Below are 18,507 nucleotides of genomic sequence, written 5' to 3'. Positions count from 1 at the left end.
CACCGAGTGACCGCATCATCGTGGCTGCTGGTGGCCCTGCCTGGCCTCGGCGCCCTGATCCTGCTGCTGGCGGGGAAGCGCGCCAAGGCCTGGGGGCATCTGCTCGGCTGTGCCACCGTCACCCTCGCCTTCGTCTACGGGCTGATCCTGTTCTTCACCGCCGACACGGGCACCACGACCGACACCAAGGTCTACTCGTGGATCCCGGTCGGCCAGCTGCAGGTGGACTTCGGGCTGCGGATCGACGCGCTGTCGCTGACGTTCGTGCTGCTCATCACCGGCGTCGGCATGCTGATCCACTACTACTCGATCGGTTACATGGCCGACGACGAGGGCCGGTACCGCTTCTTCGCGTACCTGAACCTCTTCGTCGCGTCGATGCTGATCCTGGTGCTGGGCAACAGCTTCGTGACGCTGTACCTCGGCTGGGAAGGCGTGGGCCTCGCGTCCTACCTGCTCATCGGCTGGTACCAGGGCCGCCCGTCCGCCGCGACCGCGGCGAAGAAGGCGTTCCTGATGAACCGCGTCGGCGACGTCGGGCTCGCGCTGGCGATCTTCATCATGTTCAAGTACGCGGGCTCGACCGGGTACGCGCAGGTCTTCCAGGCGGTCGGGGACGGCAAGTTCTCGCCGGGCGCGATCACCGCGATGGCGATCCTGCTCCTGCTGGGCGCCTGCGGTAAGTCCGGCCAGTTCCCGCTGCAGGCCTGGCTCCCGGACGCGATGGAGGGCCCGACCCCGGTGTCGGCCCTGATCCACGCGGCAACGATGGTGACCGCGGGTGTCTACCTGGTGGCCCGCTCGAAGGACGTCTTCAACGCCACCGAGGACGGCAGACTGATCGTCACCCTGGTCGGCACGGTGACGCTGCTGCTCGGGTGCATCATCGGCTGCGCGTACGACGACATCAAGAAGGTCCTCGCGTACTCCACGGTCAGCCAGATCGGCTACATGATGCTGGCCGTCGGGCTCGGGCCGATCGCGTACGCGCTGGGCATCATGCACCTGGTCGCGCACGGCTTCTTCAAGGCCGGGCTGTTCCTCGGGGCCGGGTCGGTCATGCACGGCATGAACGACGAGGTCGACATGCGGAAGTTCGGCGGCCTGCGCAAGCACATGCCGATCACCTTCGTCACCTTCACCCTCGGCTACCTGGCCCTGATCGGCATCCCGCCGCTGTCGGGCTTCTTCACCAAGGACGCGATCATCGAAGCGGCGTTCGGCCAGGGCGGCTGGCGCGGCTGGGTGATGGGCGGCGCGGCGCTGCTCGGCGCCGGGCTCACCGCGTTCTACATGACCCGCCTGATGGTGATGACGTTCTTCGGCAAGGAACGCTGGAAGGACATCAAGTCCAGCGATGGCCGGGACTTCCACCCGCACGAGTCCAAGTCGGTCATGTGGATCCCGATGGCGGTCCTGGCGATCGGCTCGGTCGGCGCCGGCGCGTTCTTCGCCCTCGGCGACCGCTTCAGCGAGTGGCTCGCCCCCTCGGTCGGCAAGCTGGAGGAGGCACACCACCTGCCGGTGGACGCCTGGGTGATCTCGGTGGCGGCGGTCGTGCTCTCGCTGGCCGGCGTCGCGCTCGCGTACCTGATCTTCCGCCGTGACGTCCCGGTCGAGCAGCCCCAGCGGGTCTCGTTCGTCACCCGGGCCGCGCGCAAGGACCTGTACGGCAACACGCTCAACGAGACGCTGGTCGCCCGCCCGGGCACCTGGCTTTCGCGGGCGCTGGTGTTCGTCGACAACCGCGGCGTCGACGGCGCGGTCAACGGCCTGGCCGCCGGTCTCGGCGGCGGGTCCGGCCGGCTGAGGCGGCTCCAGACCGGGTTCGTCCGGTCCTACGCGCTGTCGATGCTGGGCGGCACGTTCCTGCTTCTGGCGGCTCTCCTGCTGGTGAGGTTCTCCTGATGACCTGGTTGCTCATCCTCATCCTGGTGCCGCTGGCCGGCTCCCTGGTGCTGGCGTTCCTCAAGGGGAACGACCGCGCCGCGGTGCTGGCCGCGCTCGGGTTCTCGATCCTCGAGTTCCTGCTGGTGATCCCGTTCTGGCTCAGCTACTCGCCTTCGGGCGCGCGGCTGCAGCAGACGTCGAGCTTCGACTGGATCCCCAGCTTCGGCGTGCACATCGCGTTCGGCACCGACGGCATCTCGCTGATCATGATCGCGGTGATCGCGCTGCTGGTGCCGATCGTCGTCGGCGGCCTCGGCACGCTGGACAAGCTGCCGCCGGGCCGCAGCGCGGGCGGGTTCCTGTCGCTGATCCTGCTGCAGGAGGCGCTCACGATCGGCGTGTTCGCCGCGACCGACGTCTTCCTGTTCTACGTGCTGTTCGAGATCATGCTGATCCCGATGTACTTCCTCATCGGCGGCTACGGCGGCGCGAACCGGCAGTACGCGGCGGTGAAGTTCTTCCTGTACTCGTTCCTCGGCGGCCTGATCATGCTGGCCTCGGCGATCGGGGCGTACTCGCTGGCGAAGGACAAGCTCGGGCACGGCACCTTCGACTGGGCCACGCTGGTGACGGTGGTGCGCGACGCGCCGCTGTCCACGCAGATCTGGCTGTTCCTCGGGTTCTTCCTGGCCTTCGCGATCAAGGCGCCGCTGGTGCCGTTCCACACCTGGCTGCCGGACGCGGCGGGGGAGGCGCCGATCGGCGTCGCCGTCCTGCTGGTCGGCGTGCTGGACAAGGTCGGCACGTTCGGCTTCCTGCGCTACTGCCTGCCGATGTTCCCGGACGCGAGCCGGACCCTGGCGCCGCTGGTGCTGGTGCTTTCGGTGATCGGTGTCCTTTATGGATCGATCCTCGCGGCGGGGCAGCGGGACATGAAGCGGTTCATCGCTTACGTCTCGATCGCGCACTTCGGCTTCATCTCGCTGGGCATCTTCGCGTTCAACGAGCAGGCGATGGTCGGCTCGGCGACGTACATGCTCAACCACAGCCTCGCGACCGGCATGCTGATCGTGGTGATCGGCCTGGTGATCGCGCGCGGCGGGTCGTCTCGCATTTCGGACTACGGTGGCATGGCGAAGGTGACTCCGCTGCTCGCGGGCCTGTTCCTCCTCGCCGGTCTGTCCACTTTGTCCTTGCCGGGCACGAACTCGTTCGTTTCGGAGTTCCTGGTGCTCATCGGGTCCTTTGTGGACCAGCCGGTGTACACGATCCTCGCCACGGTGGGCATGGTCCTGGCCGCGGCGTACGTCCTGTGGCTCTACCAGCGCGTGATGCAGGGCCCGGTCCGCGGTGACGCGCTTGTGGGCGTCGGCGGAGGACCCGGTACCGCGATCGCGCCGGAGCTGGGCGCGAAGAAGGCGATCACCGACCTGAACGGCCGGGAGATCGCGATCCTGGCGCCGCTGGTCGTGCTGATCCTCGTCCTCGGCTTCTACCCGAAGCCGGTGCTCGACACAGTCACCCCGACGGTGCAGCAGACGCTGACCGCGGTTCAGGGAGGCAAGTAAAGTGCTCGACATCCTCCTGACCCAGGCGCCAACGCCGATCGCGACGCCGTCAGTCGACTACCCGGCCGTGCTGCCGGTGCTGATCGTCTTCGGCGCGGCGTGCGTGAGCGTGCTGGTCGAGGCGTTCGCCGCGAAACGCTCGAGGTTCGGCATCCAGGTCGGGCTCAGCCTGCTCGCGATCATCGGCGCGGGCGTCGCCCTGATCGTGTATGCGACCGGGAACGCGCCCGCGGCCGGCGTCACGACGTTCAGCAAGTCGATCTCGATCGACCGGCCGGCGCTGTTCCTCTGGGGCACGCTGCTGGCCTTGGCGTTCGGCGCGGTGCTGCTCATTTCGGACCGTGTGGTGGAGCCAGGCGGCGCGCTGGTCGCGCAGGCCGGCATCCGGCCGGGCACCGTGCAGGACCGCGCGCAGACGGCGACGGTCATGCAGACCGAGGTCTTCCCGCTGACGCTGTTCGCCCTCGGCGGCATGATGGCGTTCTGCGCGGCGAACGACCTGCTGACGATGTTCATCGCGCTGGAAGTCCTGTCGCTGCCGCTGTACCTGATGTGCGGCCTGGCCCGCCGGCGGCGGTTGCTGTCGCAGGAGGCGGCGGTCAAGTACTTCCTGCTCGGGGCGTTCTCGTCGGCGTTCTTCCTGTACGGGCTGGCGCTGCTGTACGGCTACGCGAACTCCGTGAAGCTGGGCGACATCGCGAACGCGGCGGCCGGTTCCGACCGGTCGGACACGCTGCTGTTCGCCGGCCTGGGTCTCCTGGTGGTCGGCCTGCTGTTCAAGGGCTCGGTGGGCCCGTTCCACACGTGGACCCCGGACGTGTACCAGGGCGCGCCGACGCCGGTGACGGCGTTCATGGCGGCGTGCACGAAGGTCGCGGCGTTCGGCGGGATCCTGCGGGTGCTGTCGGTGGCGTTCTCGTCGACTTCGTGGGAGTGGCGCGGAGTCCTGTGGGCGGTGGCGATCATCTCGATGGTGATCGGCGCGGTGCTGGGCCTGACGCAGACCGACGTCAAGCGCATGGTGGCGTACTCGTCGATCGCGCACGCGGGCTTCCTGCTGGTCGGCGCGATCGCGATGACGAAGGACGGGTTGTCGAGCACGCTGTTCTACCTGCTGGCGTACGGCTTCACGACGCTGGCGGCGTTCGGCGTGATCAGCCTGGTCCGCGACTCTTCGGGCGAGGCAACGCACCTCTCGGCGTGGGCGGGGCTGGCGAAGCGGTCGCCGTTGGTGGCGGGCGTGTTCACGTTCCTGCTGCTGGCCCTGGCCGGTATCCCCCTGACGTCGGGCTTCGTCGGGAAGTTCGTGGTCTTCTCCGCCGCGTTGTCCGACGGCATGGCACCGCTGGTGGTGGTGGCCCTGGTGTTCAGCGCGGTGGCGGCGTTCTTCTATCTCCGGGTGATCGTCCTGATGTACTTCTCGGAGCCGGCGGCCGACGGCCCCTCGGTATCGGTCCCGGGCTTCGGCACGGGCACGGCGATCTTCCTCGGCACGGGCGTGACGCTGGTGCTGGGCCTGGTCCCGGCGTTCGCCCTCGGCTGGGCGGGCTCGGGCGGTTTCGCTTTCTGAGTTCTGTGTTTCGTTGAGGCCACCTCGAGGACGTTCCTCGAGGTGGCCTTCACGGCGTTAGTGGTCCAAGCGACGTGATCTTCTGGCCCAGTAGCTCCGGCTCGCCGGGCAGTACGGTGATGTACCGGTTGCCGGGCGCTCCAGAGAGCAGAATGGCGACCCGCCCGGCCTCGACGTCGAGGTAGCTGAGCGAATCCTGGGTGAGCGTCCGCGGGCCGCCGTTCGACCGTTTCGCCGCGTAGAACTGGCCGACGCCGAAGTAGGGCTGGCCGAAGATCTCGTCGAGCTGCTGAGCTGCCCGGCTCCGGGTGGGACCGGTGTCGTAGAGATCGTGGGCTTCTTCTTCGTGCCGAAACTCGTTCTGGGGCAGCGAGAAGGGCGTGAAGCGCGCCGGAGCGTACTGCGGCAGGTTGGCGACGAGCGCGTCCACCGGGTTGTTGTCGGGCGAAACGGTCTTCAGCCAGACACGTTCCCCCTGGCACAACGCGGTGATCGCGAACCGTCCCTGGACCGCGACGAGCACGCCGATCTGCTCCTTCATGTCGCGGGCATAAGCGAAGTATTCGGTCGCCGGACGGTCGAGCAGATGCAGGATTTCTTCGAATCCGGGCGTGAAGCGATTTCCCTGGGTGAAGCCGTACTGGCTCAGTTCCTCGAAGGCCTCACGATTCACCTGATTCGCCGACGACGGCGGAATGTACCGCAGCCCCCCGGCGAAGATTTGGTGCGGTTCGCCGCACCCTGCCTGGCGCATCGCGGTGAGCAGGGTGTTCAGCGAAAGTTCGACCTGTTTGAGCACCACGTGTTTCCTCCCCTTTTGCGTGGTGCTACTTATTCGGCTTCTCGCCGATCACCGGCGGCATCGGCTTCTCGATATCGCCACCGAAGGTGTCATCAGGATCCGGATTCCGGAGGTAAGGCGCGGCCTTCTTCTCTTTGTCCTCTTCCTTCTTGCCACCACCGGGCGCGTGACCCATCGGCATCCCGTTGGCACCCCGCCCCCCGGCGGCACCGGCCGCACCGGCACGTCCCCCGGCGACGTTCTCGCCCACAACTCCACGCCCGGAGCCGGAACCCGGCCCGACGCCGCGTGCACCCGGCTCGTTCACGGAGCCGCTGCCGGTGCCGCGGTATCCACCGCTACCCGAGCCCGGCCCGTAACCGCCGGGCGTGTAGCCCGCGCCGGGCCCGAACTCGCTGCCGCCATACGGCCCGAACCCACCGGGCCCGAAGGAGTTGAGCGGCTGCCCGGTCGGCCCGAACTGGTACCCGGTGCTCGCCGCGGGTGGTAGGACGGGCTTGGGCACGAAACTGTTCGCGTGCGTATCGTCCGAAGTGGTGGTCCCCGGCCTCCGGCCGACGACCTGGTCCTGCCCGACCTGATTCGGCCCGACCTGATTCTGGCCGGTCTGGTTCTGCCTGGTCTGGTTCTGGCCGGTCTGTGTGCCGGGCCGGTACTGAGTCTGATCGGGGACACCGGGCGGCTGGGTTCGCTGCCGATCTTGTGCGCGCCGCTCGGTATCGGTGCCGGTCGTCTTGCCCGTGGTCGGCGTCCCGGTGTCCAGCGTGATCGGCGCACCGGAGTCGGTCAGTTGCGCGTACTGGGCGGGCATCTGGCCGCCATTGGTAGTGCTGGCGGAGTGGTAGGCGCGGAAGGCGTCGATGTTGGCCTGGCTGTCGGCCTGCCACCCGGCAACCTTCGTCTGGTACGACTTGCCATCGCCGGCAAGGGTGTTGTAGAGGTCATCGGCGGTGATGTCAGGAGGCTGCGCCGCAACGGGCTTCACGGAGTTCTTCGCGGTCCCGAAGGCACCCATCTGCGCGCCGACGGCGCTTTGCGCGTTTTGGAGATGAATGGCATCGTCCATCGCGGCTTGGATCAGCGGTGCCGTCGAGTCGGCGGCGCTATCTCCGGCGCCGCCCTGCCAGCCGCTCATGGTCTTGGCTCGGAGGGCGTTGATCCGCGAGGCCCGGTCGATCATCCGCTGGGTCAGGTGACTCGCACTGTCGTGGGCGTCGGCCAGCTTCTGAATACCATCGCCACCAGTTATTTGTTCATAAATCTGCGCAGCCGTCAAAGGGGTCTCGGCAGCCATTACTTCGCTCCCCGTAGATTCCCCAGTACCATGGTTGCTACATCGCGTGCAGCGAGGCACGGGTCCTTTTTCTTGGTGACGTTTTCCTCTGATAAGGTAACATCGATATCGACAGTCTGATTATCGCTGGTTCCCAGAGCTATCGTGCAATTGCCGTAGCTTGTCCGATCTCCTGCCGCGTCATATGCGGCAACGGGATAACCGTCGACTGACGCCAAGGGTTTGAAGAATTTGTATTCTTTTCCTTGGGCTTCGTAGACTCGAGTTATGCCTCGGTTGTCGACGCTCGTAAAGATCACACCGATTCCGGCTTGTGAGACCCTGGATGAATCCCACCTGCACTGAGGGCCTGCTTCGCCCTTGACCTCGGGCTTGGGGACAATTCCGGAACCGAGAAGTTCTGTGACCTGAGGCGCTGTAAGCGCGTCGCAGGGTGCCTGCTTGAAGTGTGTGATCTCGATCGGCGTTTCGACCTTGGGGACCCCCGGACCGGGCACTTCGGCCGGAGAGCTGGAGGAGGACGACTGGCTGGAAGTGTTGGCGGAGGCTGACGGAGTGCCGTCGTTCTTGGATGTGCAAGCAGTCAGTGCGAGCAAGGAGGCGCTGAGCAGGACGATCGTGCGGCGCATCAGAGACTGCCTCCGGTCTGCTTGATTTCAGTGCTGTGAGCGTCTTCGGCTCTGGCGTACTTGCCCAAGGCTGTGATGAACTTCTTCGCCATGGCTCGGCAGTATTCCTGCCGCTCGAACAGAGTTGTGACCAAAGCGGAGCCTGATGCCCGGACCATCTCGGCGTTGCCGCCACTGGCGTACTCTTTGCCGGGGCCCTTTGCGGCGGCTATGACGTTCGCCTTGGCGAGATCGCTACGGAACTCGTCGGCCAAGGCGTTCCAGTCATCCGCGAGTCTTTGCAGTGTCGCCACGTCGTACTTGAAGCCCGGGCCGCTACCGCCGGCGCCCACAGGTGCGCCGTAGGTGCCCGCTTGGGGGGTCACCGGCATCAGCGGTGCCCGGCGCGTGTTCGGGTCGTAGACCGGTGGCTGGCCGTCAGGCATCGTCTTGCGCCCCTGTCGTCTCGAACCGGCAGGGCGTGACAGGGCCGAGGCGCCCCGAAGCCGTCGTCGTCACTGTGCTCTCCCCTTAGCTGCAGGGCGCTCCTACATCGGCACCCTGCGTAGTTCGACGCGTCGGAGATTACCAGGGTTCCCGGCCGCTTGTTCCCCTCGCAAGAAGCTCCGTTCCGTCAGAATGACAAACGGGGACTTGGTGACAAAGCGTGATAATCAATTCGGTTGAATCTCACTCGGAAGGCAGATGTCCGCTGGTCGACTCAAAGATTCATCTGCGCACTCTGCGTAATAACATCTGCGCGACGACTCGCTTGTGTCCCTCCGGCCAGTTTCCGGGCTGAAAACCAAAGCCGTTGTCACGTCTAGTGCTGGCGAGCTATCCCGGCCCAGGCCGGTGAACCCGGGTGCCGCGGCCACCCTCTCGGCTGGTCCCAGGCCGCGGCACCCGGGCCGCTACGGGGTCGGCGAACAGCTCGTGTGGCCCAGTGTCACCTGGCCGCTGATGCCCGACGCCGGGAGGAAGTCGATGCGCAGCATCGTCAAGCCGACGCTGCCGTCGCCCGGGAGGTTCTGGATGTTGAACACCGCGTTCGCCAGCGCCGTCCCGTCCGGCTTCTTGATCGGTGACACGTAGCTCGCCGGGACCGGGTTCGGGGGGTTCGTCAGGCCCGACATGCCGCCGAACGTCCAGTTCGCGTTCGTCTGCGTGTGGGTCGCCGTGCAGGTCACCGTGAACGTCGACAGCTTGATGCGCGGCCCGCCCGTGCTCACCAGCGCCGACAGCTCGAATCCCTTGCCCGTCGCGGTCGACGTCGTTGTCGTGGCGCTCGTGTTCGGGTCCGTCACCGTCGTCGTGCAGGACGATGTGCCGCCGCCGAAGGTGATGCCCGGTTTCGACACCTGCTGGGCCGTCGCGCTCGTCGGGCCGCCGATCGAACAGTGGCCCTGGGTCGGGACCTTGATCGTCGCGCCCGCCTTCGTGAACTCGGCCGAGCCGATGTTCGCCACGCCCGGTTGCGGGGCCGCCTGCGCCGGCGCGGGGGTTGCCGCGAGCGCCGCCGCCACCAGTGTTGCCGCGAGCCTCACGATGGTGACGCGCATGGGCGTTCCTCCTTGCCGACCGGGGTGCACCCCCTGAATATCCGCCCGCCGCCGTCGTCCGTTGCGTCCGGAATCTCCGATCACCCTTTCGTGGATCATGAACCACCCGGTGGGTGACGGCCCGGCCGTCGCGACGGGGCGTCGCCGGGGTGTCATGTTCGTCACCGTTTCCGCTGGACAGCGGGTAAACGACCGCGCGCGGTAGCCACTACGCTCAAGGGGCAACCCGACCGGTGCACGAGTAGAGCGGAGCCGACGTGTCTGTGCCTTCCCCAGCCCCCGGGGCGGGATCCCTCCCCGCTGCGCCGGGTGGCGCCCTCGACGACCTGCGGGCGTCGGTCGGCCTGCAGATCGCCGACGAAGCCCTGCTGCGCGCGATCGCCGAGGGGCTGGCCGAGGTCGAGAAGCTGCTGCGCGACGTCGTCCGCAGCGACGTCCAGGCCGTCAACGACGCCGCATTGCACCTGGTCGAGGCCGGGGGCAAACGCTTCCGTCCGCTGTTCACGCTGCTGGCCGCGCAGTTCGGTCCCAAGCAGGACGACCACGTCGTGATCGCCGCCGCCGCGGTCGAGCTGGTGCACCTGGCGACGCTCTACCACGACGACGTCATGGACGAGGCCGACATGCGGCGCGGCGCCGAGAGCGTCAACGCCCGCTGGGACAACACCATCGCCATCCTCACCGGCGACTTCCTCTTCGCGCACGCGTCGCGCCTGGTCGCCGACCTCGGCACGGACGCCGCGCGGATCATCGCCGAGACCTTCGGCGAGCTGGTCACCGGGCAGATGCGCGAGACCGTCGGCCCCGGACCGGGTGACGACGCCGTCGCGCACTACCTCACCGTGATCGCGCAGAAGACCGGCTCGCTGATCGCCACGTCCGGCCGGTTCGGCGGGATGATGTCCGGCGCCGCCGAGGAGCACATCGAGGCGCTGCGCCGCTTCGGCGACATCATCGGCACCGCGTTCCAGATCTCCGACGACATCATCGACATCGCCTCGCCGTCCGACGAGCTCGGCAAGGCGCAGGGCACCGACCTGCGCGAAGGCGTCCGTACGCTGCCGATGCTGTACGCGCTGGCCGATCCGGACACCGACCCGCGGCTCATCGAACTGCTGTCCGGCCCGATCGCCGACGACGCCCTCGTGCGGGAGGCGCTGGAGCTGCTGCGGGTCAGTAGCGGACTCGATCGAGCACGCGTCACCCTTTCCGACTACGCTCAGCGCGCGCGAACCGAGCTCGGCGCGCTGCCCGCATCACCCGCTCGGGACGCGTGCGAGTCGGTCGCTGACTACCTGGTCGCGCGCACGCGCTGAGCACTTAACAGGGGCAGGAAAAGATGTCCATATTCGGACAGGTCTGGCTGTGGAGCCTCGCCGCGTTCTTCGTCGGCGCCCTCCTCACCTGGCTGGTGCTGGTGCTGCCGCTCCGCAAGAGCGTCCGCAAGCTCGAGAGCGCGCTCGCGCAGTCCCACGCCGACGCGGCACGCACCCCCGCGAACGCCGGGGCGACGGCCTACGAGCCGTTCGCGCGGCCTGAACCGCGCCCCGAGCCGGAGCCGACCCGCCAGGAGACGTCCTACCCCGGCACGCTGGTCGCCGCGCCGCCGATCCACCGCGACGACGTCCACGACGACATCGACGAAGACTTCGCCGAGCTGGACGCCCAGGTGCCGTCGCGGCTGCCGCCGGAGCCGGAGCCCGAGCCCCAACCCGAGCTCGACGAAGACGACCCGTACCGGACCGCGGCCACCCAGTTCCTGACCCCGGTCGCCGACGAGGAGCCGGAGGACCCCTACCGCGCCACCTCGACGGAGTACCTGGCGCCGGCGGGGGAGCCGGTCGAAGAAGAACCTGTTTCGCCGGCGCTTTCGCGGCTCGAACCGGACTCCGCGGGCTCGCTGTTCCAGACCCCCGCCGAGACACCCGCGCCGGACTGGTTCGACCACGAGCCACCGGGCCAGCGATCGGCGTTCGAGGAGCCGGTCGAGCGCACGCGGATCATCGGCCAGCACCCCGGTTCCGTGCGGAAGGTCGAGCCCGAAGACGAGGAAGTGCCGCAGTACGCCTTCGGCGGCGACGACGTCACGGGAGAGCTGCACGTGCCCGAGGAGACCCCGGCCGAGTTGACGCAGGTGCTGCCGAAGCGCCAGCCGCGCGAGACGACGGTGCGCGGCGGGTTCGACGCGCCGCAGCCGATCCAGCCGTCGATGCGCACGGTGGAGCGGCGCGAGCCCGACCTGGCCGGCGCGCACAGCGGCTCGCTGTTCGAGCCGTCGGTGCAGCCGAACCAGGTGACCGCCGCCGGCGTGGTGGCGCCCGAGCCGCCGCCCGCGCGGCAGGCGGCGGCCGACGCTGTCCCGCACGGCCCGTTCGGCCCCGGCTCGGCGATGCCGCGCCCGGGCGGCGGAGCGCCCAGTGACGCCTTCGCGGTGAAGGCGAGTGTGACGGCTTTGCGGTACTGCACCGAGGAATCGGCGCAGTTCCCGAAGATGGTCGCCGAGGTCTGGTTCCGCACCGCCGAGGACGCCGAACGCGTCGGGTTCCGGCCGCTCAGCTGAGTTTCCCCCTCAGTCGGCCTGGAACAGGACCAGCGCCGCGCCGCCGGGATCGGTGACCACCACCAGGGAGCCGAACGGCAGGTCGGTGCGTTCGCGCACGAGCGTCCCGCCCAGCTCGACCGCCTTCGCCGCGGCAGCGTCCACATCGGACACCGGGGCGTAGGGCAGCCACTGGGGTGTCCGGTCGTCGTCGGGGGCCAGCGGGGTCAGGCCGCCCCAGGGCGCGCCGCCGGCCGTCAGCAAGGTGTCGTTCGCTTGCCAGCCCAGCAGTTCCGAGAAGAACCGCTTGCTGCCCTCCGCATCGGAAGTCCGGACGTCGAAGAAGACGAAAGGAGACTCAGGTCGCATGACCTGAAACTTAGGACACTTGTCCCAATCGAGGCAACCCCCAAAAAAGAAGGCCGCCACGCCCCTGGGCATGGCGGCCTTCGCGGAGATGCGGGTTACGCAACCGTCCAGGTGTCCTTGCCGCGCAGCAGGGCCTGCAGGTCCGGCGTGCGGGCCGCGCGGGCCTGCTCGACCTGGGCGCGGGCGCCGTCGTCGTAGGTCGGGCGCTCGACGCTCCGCAGGATCCCGGTCGGGACGTGGTTGAGGTTCTGGTCGCCGAGGCGCGACAACGCGAACGCGTACGACGTGTCCGTGATCGACGGGTCGTGCACCACCACGTTGTCCTCGCCGATGTCGGCGACCTTGGCGACGTCCAGGCCGCCCCAGTCGCCGCGCTTGACGCCGAACTCCTGGTTCGGGCCGAAGCGGATCGGCTCGCCGGCGCGCAGCGGGATCAGGCGGGCGGCGGCTTCGTCGGCGTCCTTGAGGACGTCGAACGCGCCGTCGTTGAAGATCGGGCAGTTCTGGTAGATCTCCACCAGCGCCGACCCGCGGTGCTGCGCCGCGGCCTGCAGGACCTCGGTGAGGCCCTTGCGGTCGGAGTCCATCGCCCGGCCCACGAACGACGCCTCCGCGCCGATCGCCAGCGACAGCGGGTTGAACGGCGTGTCCACCGAACCCATCGGCGTCGACTTGGTGACCATGCCCTGCCCGGACGTCGGCGAGTACTGACCCTTGGTGAGCCCGTAGATCCGGTTGTTGAACAGCAGGATCTTGATGTTCACGTTGCGGCGCAGCGCGTGGATCAGGTGGTTGCCGCCGATGGACAGCGCGTCGCCGTCGCCGGTGACGACCCACACCGACAGGTCCGGGCGGGTGGTGGCCAGCCCGGTCGCGATCGACGGCGCGCGGCCGTGGATCGAGTGCATGCCGTAGGTGTTCAGGTAGTACGGGAAGCGCGACGAGCAGCCGATGCCCGAGACGAACACGATGTTCTCGCGCTTGAGGCCGAGCGTCGGCAGGAAGGACTGGACCGCGTTCAGCACGACGTAGTCGCCGCAGCCGGGGCACCAGCGGACCTCCTGGTCCGACTTGTAGTCCTTGGCCTTCTGCGGCTCGTCGGTGGTGGGCACAAGGTCCAGGCCACCGAGATTGGGTATCCCCAGATCGACTGTAGTCATTCCGCCTCCGCGGGAAAAAGTACGTCGGCGGTGGTCACTTCGCCGCCTCCGTAGTAACGCCGGTGATGATCTCCGAGAACAGGTTCTGCAGCTCTTCGGCCTTGAACGCCATCCCGGCGACCTTGGTGTGCGAGTGGATGTCCACCAGGTACTTCGCTCGCAGCAGCAGGGACAGCTGGCCCAGGTTCATCTCCGGGACCACGACCTTGTCGTAGCTGCGGAGGACGTCGCCGAGGTTGGCCGGCAGCGGGTTGAGGTGCCGCAGGTGCGCCTGGGCGATCGGCAGGCCGAGCTTGCGCACGCGGCGGCAGGCCGCGCCGATCGGGCCGAACGAGCTGCCCCAGCCGAGCGCGAGCACCCGGGCCTTGCCGCCGCTCGGGTCGTCGACGACGAGGTCGGGGACGTCGATGCCGTCGACCTTCGCCTGCCGCAGCCGGACCATCTTGTCGTGGTTGGCCGGGTCGTAGGAGATGTGGCCGGTCCGGTCGGCCTTCTCCAGCCCGCCGATGCGGTGCTGCAGGCCGGGGGTGCCGGGCACGGCCCAGGCACGGGCGAGGGTCTCGGGGTCGCGGACGTACGGCCAGAACTCGCCGGAGCCGTTGTCGGCGTTGGGTTCGCTCGCGAATTCGACGCGCAGGTCCGGCAGCGTCCCGGCGTCCGGGATCAGCCACGGTTCGGAGCCGTTGGCGATCGCGCCGTCCGACAGCAGCAGCACCGGGGTGCGGTACTTCAGCGCGATCCGGGTGGCCTCGATGGCCGCGTCGAAGCAGTCGGCGGGCGACAGCGGCGCGACGATCGGGACCGGTGACTCGCCGTTGCGGCCGAACATCGCCTGCAGCAGGTCGGCCTGCTCGGTCTTGGTCGGCAGCCCGGTGGACGGGCCACCCCGCTGGACGTCGATGACGACCAGCGGCAGCTCCATCATCACGCCGAGGCCGATGGTCTCGGACTTCAGCGCCACACCCGGACCGGACGTCGAGGTGACGCCGAGCGCGCCGCCGTAGGACGCGCCGAGGGCGGCGCCGATGCCGGCGATCTCGTCCTCGGCCTGGAAGGTGATGATGCCGAAGTTCTTGTGCTTCGACAGCTCGTGGAGGATGTCCGAGGCCGGGGTGATCGGGTACGTCCCGAGCAGGATCTGCAGGCCCGACTGCTGCCCGGCGGCGACGATCCCGTAGGCGAGCGCGGTGTTGCCGGTGATCTGCCGGTAGGTGCCCTGGGCCAGCTTCGCCGGGGCGACCTGGAACGTCGTCGCGAACGACTCGGTCGTCTCGCCGTAGTTCCAGCCCGCCCGGAAGGCGAGGATGTTGGCCTCGGCGATGTCCGGTTTCTTGGCGAACTTCTCACGCAGGAACCGCTCGGTGCCTTCGGTGGGCCGGTGGTACATCCAGGACAGCAGGCCGAGGGCGAACATGTTCTTGCAGCGCTCGGCGTCCTTCTTGCCGAGGCCGGTCTCGGCGAGCGCGCCCTGGGTCAGCGTCGACATGGCGACCCGGTGCACCTGGTACGCCTCGAGCGTGTCGTCTTCCAGCGGGTCGGTCGCGTAGCCGACCTTCGTCAGGTTCCGCTTGATGAAGTCGTCGGTGTTGAGGATGATCGTCCCGCCGTGCGGGACGTCGCCGAGGTTCGCCTTGAGCGCGGCCGGGTTCATCGCCACGAGCACGTCGGGGCGGTCGCCGGGGGTGAGGATGTCGTAGTCGGCGAAGTGGACCTGGAACGAGGAGACGCCGGGGATCGTGCCCTGCGGGGCGCGGATCTCGGCGGGGAAGTTCGGCATCGTCGACAGGTCGTTGCCGAACGCGGCGGCCTCGGAGGTGAACCGGTCGCCGGTCAGCTGCATGCCGTCACCGGAGTCGCCCGCGAACCGGATGACCACCCGGTCCAGCTTGCTGACCTCGGTCGGCCTGGTTGCGGCGAGCGAGCCGTGACCAGCGCCGTTGCCGTTCGCACTCGTGCTCATGGGTCAGGGATTCCCTCTCTCCCGACGTTGCGGCCATCGGTTTCGCCTGCCCGGTGCCGTGACAGGCGGATCACCAGGCCCTACCACGAGGTTAGCTCGCGCCGGGTGTCCATGTTTCCGCGCGTCCCGGCTCGCCCGCGACCTCTGTACTGCCGTGCAAGTCCTCTGCGCAGGTCCGGGAAATACCTGTAACCGATGGTAACGGCTATCAGTGTGTCCACGTTGTGATGCGTGTCTCCCGGCGGGGTGTCCAACTGCTGAGATTCAGCGGGAAGACCGGATCCGGGCCCGCATCGCCGCCACCCGCTCGGCGAACTCGGGCGAGGCCAGCGACGCCAGCTGAGGCTCGATCTCGACGTCGACGGCGTCGTCGTGCGCGGCCAGCGAGGCGGTCGTCCGGAGGCTGCGCTTGGTGGCCAGCAGCGCTTCGCGGGGCGCGGCGACGGCCGGTGCCGCCAGCTCCCGGGCCGCGGCGACCAGGTCGTCGTGGTCTCCGCCGACCACCCGGAGCGCCACCCCGGCGCGCACCGCCGCCTCGGCGTCGAGCGGCTGCCCGAACAAGGTCATGGCGGCGGCCCGCTGCGGGCCGGCGAGCCGCTGCGTCATCCACGTCATGCCGCCGCCGGGATGCAGCCCGAGCTCGAGGAACCGGGCGACGAACTTGGCCCGCGGCCCGGCCAGCCGGACGTCCGCGGCGAGCGCGAGGTTCAGCCCGGCGCCGACGGCCGCGCCGCCGACCGCCGCGATGGTCGGCAGCGCGCAGCGGGCCACGGCGAGGAAGCCTTCGTAGATGGCGCGCAGGCCCTGCTCGTCGGCGTGGGTCAGGGCGGACAGGTCGGCGCCGGCGCAGAAGCCCGGCGGCGTGCCGGTGACCACGGCGGCGTGCACCGACTCGTCCCGTTCCGCGGCTTCGACGGCGGCCGCGAGCTGCGCGGAGAGGTCGAGAGTCAGCGCGTTGCGGCTGCCCGGCGCGTCGACGGTCAGCAGGGCGACGCCGCCCGCGTGCTCGCTGACGATGCTGTCGGTCATGCGGTCAGCGTGACACGCCCCCGGTCACTCCTCCGGCGTCGGCGGCCGTTCGAGCAGCCGGGAGAGCACCACCGTCGAGACCGTGCGGTCCACGATCTCCAGCCCGCGCAGCCGCTCCAGCGCCGTCTCCAGGTGGTGGATATCCGCGGCCCGCAAGTGCACGATCGCGTCCGCCGCGCCCGAGACCGTGTACGCGGCCACCACCTCCGGCAGCGGTTCCAGCCGCGCGCGGATCCGGGCGGGCGTGATGTTGCCCTGGCACGTGACCTCGACGAACGCCTCCGTTCCCCAGCCCAGCGCTTCCGGGTCGACCACCGCGGTGAAGCCGCGGAGGATGCCCGTTTCGAGGAGCCGGTCGACCCGCCGCTTCACCGCCGGGGCGGACAGGCCGACGACCTTCCCGATCTCCGCGTAGCTGGAGCGCGCGTTGGCCACGAGACACGAAACGATTCGCTGGTCGATGGTGTTCACACGCAACATTTAGCACAGATGTGCGCAGCGAACAGCGATTGATTGCGATATTAGGCGCCTTTACCCTGCACTCATGCAGGAGATGCGCGTACCGACCACCCGTCGATACCTCATGTGTCCCCCACGCCACTTCGCGGTGGACTACGTGATCAACCCCTGGATGGACCCGACCCAGCCGGTCAGCGCCGACGTCGCCATGGCGCAGTGGGCGGAGCTGCGCGACACCTACCGCCGCCTCGGCCACACCGTCGAGGAGATCGACGCCCAGCCCGGCCTGCCCGACATGGTCTTCGCCGCCAACTCCGGCACCGTCGTCGACGGGCGCGTGCTCGGCTCGCGGTTCCGCGCGCCGCAGCGCGCCGCGGAGGCCGAGCACTTCCGCCGCTGGTTCGTCGAGCACGGCTACCGCGACATCACCATGCCGGAGAACGTCAACGAGGCCGAGGGCGACTTCGCCTGGACCGGCACCCTGCTGCTGGCCGGCACCGGCTTCCGCACCGACCCGGCCGCGCACGCCGAGGCGCAGGAGGTCCTCGGCGTCCCGGTCGTCTCGCTGCACCTGGTCGACCCGCGCTACTACCACCTCGACACGGCGTTGTTCGTGCTCGCCGAGGCGACGGACACGACACGGGCCCAGATCGTCTACTACCCCGAGGCGTTCTCGGCGGGCTCGCGCCGCGTGCTGGAGCGGCTGTTCCCGGACGCCGTCCTCGCGACGAAGGAAGACGCCGAGTGCTTCGGCCTCAACGGCGTGTCCGACGGCCGCAACGTCGTCCTGCCCGTCGAGGCCACCCGTCTGGGTGAACTTCTCGCGGCCCGGGGCTATGAGCCGGTCTACGTCGACATCTCCGAGCTGCGGAAAGCCGGCGGCGGCCCGAAGTGCTGCACCCTCGAAATCCGCAAAGGCTAAATAACGGCAAAAACGTGTAACTCACCCGTTTGCCACGGCGATTAATCGAAGTAACGAATCGGCTACTCGTGGTGTCAGGTGGTGGGAGTGGTGACGGTGATCCTCGCCGTGCACGGGATAGGCCGGCCGGCTCGCCAGCTCGACCCGGGCGAGGACGAGCGCTGGCTGACCGTCGCGCAGTTCGAGCGCGTCCTCGACGTCGCCGCGAACCGCGAAGACGTGGGCCTCACTTTCGACGACGGCAACGCCTCCGACGTCGAGATCGCGCTGCCGCGGCTCGCCGAGCGCGGGCTGGCGGCGGAGTTCTTCCCCTTGGCCGGACGGCTCGGGCAGCGCGGCTACGTCGACCGTGACGGCCTGCGCGAGCTCGTGCGCGCCGGGATGAAGATCGGCTCGCACGGCTGGGAGCCGCGCGACTGGCGGCGGCTCGACGACCGGCACGCCCGCCGGGAGCTGACCGACGCGCCGAAGCTGCTCGGCGACCTGTGCGGGCAGCCGGTGCGGCGGTATTCGCTGCCGTTCGGCGCCTACGACCGGCGCGTGCTCGCGCGGCTGCGGCAGGCCGGCGCCACCCGCGTCTACACGAGCGACGGCGGGGGCGCGCGCCGCGACGACTGGCTGCAGGCACGCACCGAGCTGCGGCACGACCTCGACCGCGACTGGCTGGACGGCGTGCTCACCCCGGGGCCCCGGCGGGCCGCGCACTGGGTGCGCCGCCTGTTCCGCCGCGCTGCCCGGTAGGCCGTCGTGAGTGTTTAGGCGTGTTCTAACCCGC

At 68.9% G+C, this 18,507-nt stretch carries 17 protein-coding genes; 7 read left to right on the top strand and 10 right to left on the bottom strand.

The annotated features are described in order from the left end of the window. The first annotated feature begins 6 nt into the window (after positions 1-6). From nuoL to nuoN, 3 genes are read left to right on the top strand one after another with little or no spacing between them, the layout of a single operon-like run. Positions 7-1,908, top strand: a complete 1,902-nt coding sequence (gene nuoL, locus CF165_RS48670; protein WP_093954403.1) for an NADH-quinone oxidoreductase subunit L — start codon at positions 7-9, stop codon at positions 1,906-1,908. Next, positions 1,908-3,458, top strand: coding sequence for an NADH-quinone oxidoreductase subunit M (locus CF165_RS48665; RefSeq protein WP_093954402.1), 1,551 nt, complete (start codon positions 1,908-1,910; stop codon positions 3,456-3,458). The genes nuoL and CF165_RS48665 overlap by 1 nt, the downstream gene beginning before the upstream one ends. 1 nt (position 3,459) lies before the next feature. Beyond that, a complete protein-coding gene (gene nuoN / locus CF165_RS48660) occupies positions 3,460-5,028 on the top strand; it encodes an NADH-quinone oxidoreductase subunit NuoN (protein WP_093954401.1) in 1,569 nt (522 codons plus the stop codon). A gap of 49 nt (positions 5,029-5,077) precedes the next feature. On the opposite strand, the gene CF165_RS48655 is transcribed toward nuoN, so the two are convergent. The 5 genes from CF165_RS48655 to CF165_RS51980 all read right to left on the bottom strand — a co-directional run bounded on the left by CF165_RS48655 (position 5,078) and on the right by CF165_RS51980 (position 9,294). After that, a complete protein-coding gene (locus tag CF165_RS48655; protein WP_093954400.1) occupies positions 5,078-5,830 on the bottom strand; it encodes an ESX secretion-associated protein EspG in 753 nt (250 codons plus the stop codon). 25 nt (positions 5,831-5,855) lie between these two features. Then, positions 5,856-7,124 carry a hypothetical protein gene (locus CF165_RS48650; protein ID WP_093954399.1) on the bottom strand — a complete coding sequence of 423 codons (1,269 nt, stop codon included), beginning with the start codon at positions 7,122-7,124 and terminating at the stop codon, positions 5,856-5,858. Then, on the bottom strand, positions 7,124-7,753 hold the full coding sequence (locus CF165_RS48645; protein ID WP_093954398.1) for a DUF3558 domain-containing protein: 630 nt from the start codon (positions 7,751-7,753) through the stop codon (positions 7,124-7,126). The genes CF165_RS48650 and CF165_RS48645 overlap by 1 nt, the downstream gene beginning before the upstream one ends. Continuing rightward, a complete protein-coding gene (locus tag CF165_RS48640) occupies positions 7,753-8,178 on the bottom strand; it encodes a hypothetical protein (RefSeq protein ID WP_093954397.1) in 426 nt (141 codons plus the stop codon). Before CF165_RS48640 ends, CF165_RS48645 begins: the two co-directional genes overlap by 1 nt. Positions 8,179-8,646: 468 nt before the next feature. After that, complete coding sequence (locus CF165_RS51980) at positions 8,647-9,294, bottom strand: hypothetical protein (RefSeq protein WP_167441787.1); 648 nt, start codon at positions 9,292-9,294, stop codon at positions 8,647-8,649. 263 nt (positions 9,295-9,557) lie between these two features. Between CF165_RS51980 and CF165_RS48630 the strand changes: the two genes are divergently transcribed. Together CF165_RS48630 and CF165_RS48625 are read left to right on the top strand one after the other, a co-directional pair. Further along, positions 9,558-10,610 carry a polyprenyl synthetase family protein gene (locus CF165_RS48630; protein WP_093954396.1) on the top strand — a complete coding sequence of 351 codons (1,053 nt, stop codon included), beginning with the start codon at positions 9,558-9,560 and terminating at the stop codon, positions 10,608-10,610. 23 nt (positions 10,611-10,633) lie between these two features. Then, positions 10,634-11,854 carry a sunset domain-containing protein gene (locus CF165_RS48625; RefSeq protein WP_093954395.1) on the top strand — a complete coding sequence of 407 codons (1,221 nt, stop codon included), beginning with the start codon at positions 10,634-10,636 and terminating at the stop codon, positions 11,852-11,854. Positions 11,855-11,863: 9 nt separating this feature from the next. Here the strand turns inward: CF165_RS48625 and CF165_RS48620 are convergent, their stop codons facing one another. From CF165_RS48620 to CF165_RS48600, 5 genes are all read right to left on the bottom strand, one after another. Next, the gene (locus CF165_RS48620; RefSeq protein WP_093954394.1) at positions 11,864-12,202 is read right to left on the bottom strand and encodes a VOC family protein; all 339 of its coding nucleotides are present in this window, start codon (positions 12,200-12,202) and stop codon (positions 11,864-11,866) included. 95 nt (positions 12,203-12,297) lie between these two features. After that, entirely contained in the window at positions 12,298-13,362 is a 1,065-nt protein-coding gene (locus CF165_RS48615) for a 2-oxoacid:ferredoxin oxidoreductase subunit beta (RefSeq protein ID WP_093954393.1), read from the bottom strand. Between the two features lie 34 nt (positions 13,363-13,396). Further along, positions 13,397-15,322: a 2-oxoacid:acceptor oxidoreductase subunit alpha gene (locus tag CF165_RS48610; RefSeq protein WP_093954392.1), complete on the bottom strand. Its 1,926-nt coding sequence runs from the start codon at positions 15,320-15,322 to the stop codon at positions 13,397-13,399. A gap of 264 nt (positions 15,323-15,586) precedes the next feature. Further along, positions 15,587-16,351, bottom strand: coding sequence for an enoyl-CoA hydratase (locus tag CF165_RS48605; protein WP_093954391.1), 765 nt, complete (start codon positions 16,349-16,351; stop codon positions 15,587-15,589). 24 nt (positions 16,352-16,375) lie between these two features. Continuing rightward, positions 16,376-16,822 carry an Lrp/AsnC family transcriptional regulator gene (locus CF165_RS48600; RefSeq protein ID WP_026468878.1) on the bottom strand — a complete coding sequence of 149 codons (447 nt, stop codon included), beginning with the start codon at positions 16,820-16,822 and terminating at the stop codon, positions 16,376-16,378. A gap of 82 nt (positions 16,823-16,904) precedes the next feature. On the opposite strand from CF165_RS48600, the gene ddaH reads away from it, so the two are divergent. Both ddaH and CF165_RS48590 read left to right on the top strand, forming a co-directional pair. Continuing rightward, complete coding sequence (gene ddaH, locus CF165_RS48595) at positions 16,905-17,732, top strand: dimethylargininase (protein WP_439098563.1); 828 nt, start codon at positions 16,905-16,907, stop codon at positions 17,730-17,732. Positions 17,733-17,813: 81 nt separating this feature from the next. Then, positions 17,814-18,473 carry a polysaccharide deacetylase family protein gene (locus CF165_RS48590; protein ID WP_093954389.1) on the top strand — a complete coding sequence of 220 codons (660 nt, stop codon included), beginning with the start codon at positions 17,814-17,816 and terminating at the stop codon, positions 18,471-18,473. Positions 18,474-18,507: the final 34 nt, after the last annotated feature.

Origin of the sequence: Amycolatopsis vastitatis (assembly GCF_002234595.1) — a bacterium.
Lineage (GTDB): Bacteria > Actinomycetota > Actinomycetes > Mycobacteriales > Pseudonocardiaceae > Amycolatopsis > Amycolatopsis vastitatis.
The sequence above is the reverse complement of the archived record's forward strand: the minus strand, read 5'-3'. Positions and strand labels throughout refer to the sequence as shown.

Coding starts and splice junctions, on each gene's coding strand:
- CF165_RS48610 (WP_093954392.1), bottom strand. CDS start 15,322: ATGAGCACGAGTGCGAACGGCAACGGCGCTGGTCACGGCTCGCTCGCC.
- ddaH (WP_439098563.1), top strand. CDS start 16,905: ATGCGCGTACCGACCACCCGTCGATACCTCATGTGTCCCCCACGCCAC.
- CF165_RS48650 (WP_093954399.1), bottom strand. CDS start 7,124: ATGGCTGCCGAGACCCCTTTGACGGCTGCGCAGATTTATGAACAAATA.
- CF165_RS48665 (WP_093954402.1), top strand. CDS start 1,908: ATGACCTGGTTGCTCATCCTCATCCTGGTGCCGCTGGCCGGCTCCCTG.
- CF165_RS48615 (WP_093954393.1), bottom strand. CDS start 13,362: ATGACTACAGTCGATCTGGGGATACCCAATCTCGGTGGCCTGGACCTT.
- CF165_RS51980 (WP_167441787.1), bottom strand. CDS start 9,294: ATGCGCGTCACCATCGTGAGGCTCGCGGCAACACTGGTGGCGGCGGCG.
- CF165_RS48640 (WP_093954397.1), bottom strand. CDS start 8,178: ATGCCTGACGGCCAGCCACCGGTCTACGACCCGAACACGCGCCGGGCA.
- CF165_RS48625 (WP_093954395.1), top strand. CDS start 10,634: ATGTCCATATTCGGACAGGTCTGGCTGTGGAGCCTCGCCGCGTTCTTC.
- CF165_RS48605 (WP_093954391.1), bottom strand. CDS start 16,351: ATGACCGACAGCATCGTCAGCGAGCACGCGGGCGGCGTCGCCCTGCTG.
- CF165_RS48620 (WP_093954394.1), bottom strand. CDS start 12,202: ATGCGACCTGAGTCTCCTTTCGTCTTCTTCGACGTCCGGACTTCCGAT.
- CF165_RS48645 (WP_093954398.1), bottom strand. CDS start 7,753: ATGCGCCGCACGATCGTCCTGCTCAGCGCCTCCTTGCTCGCACTGACT.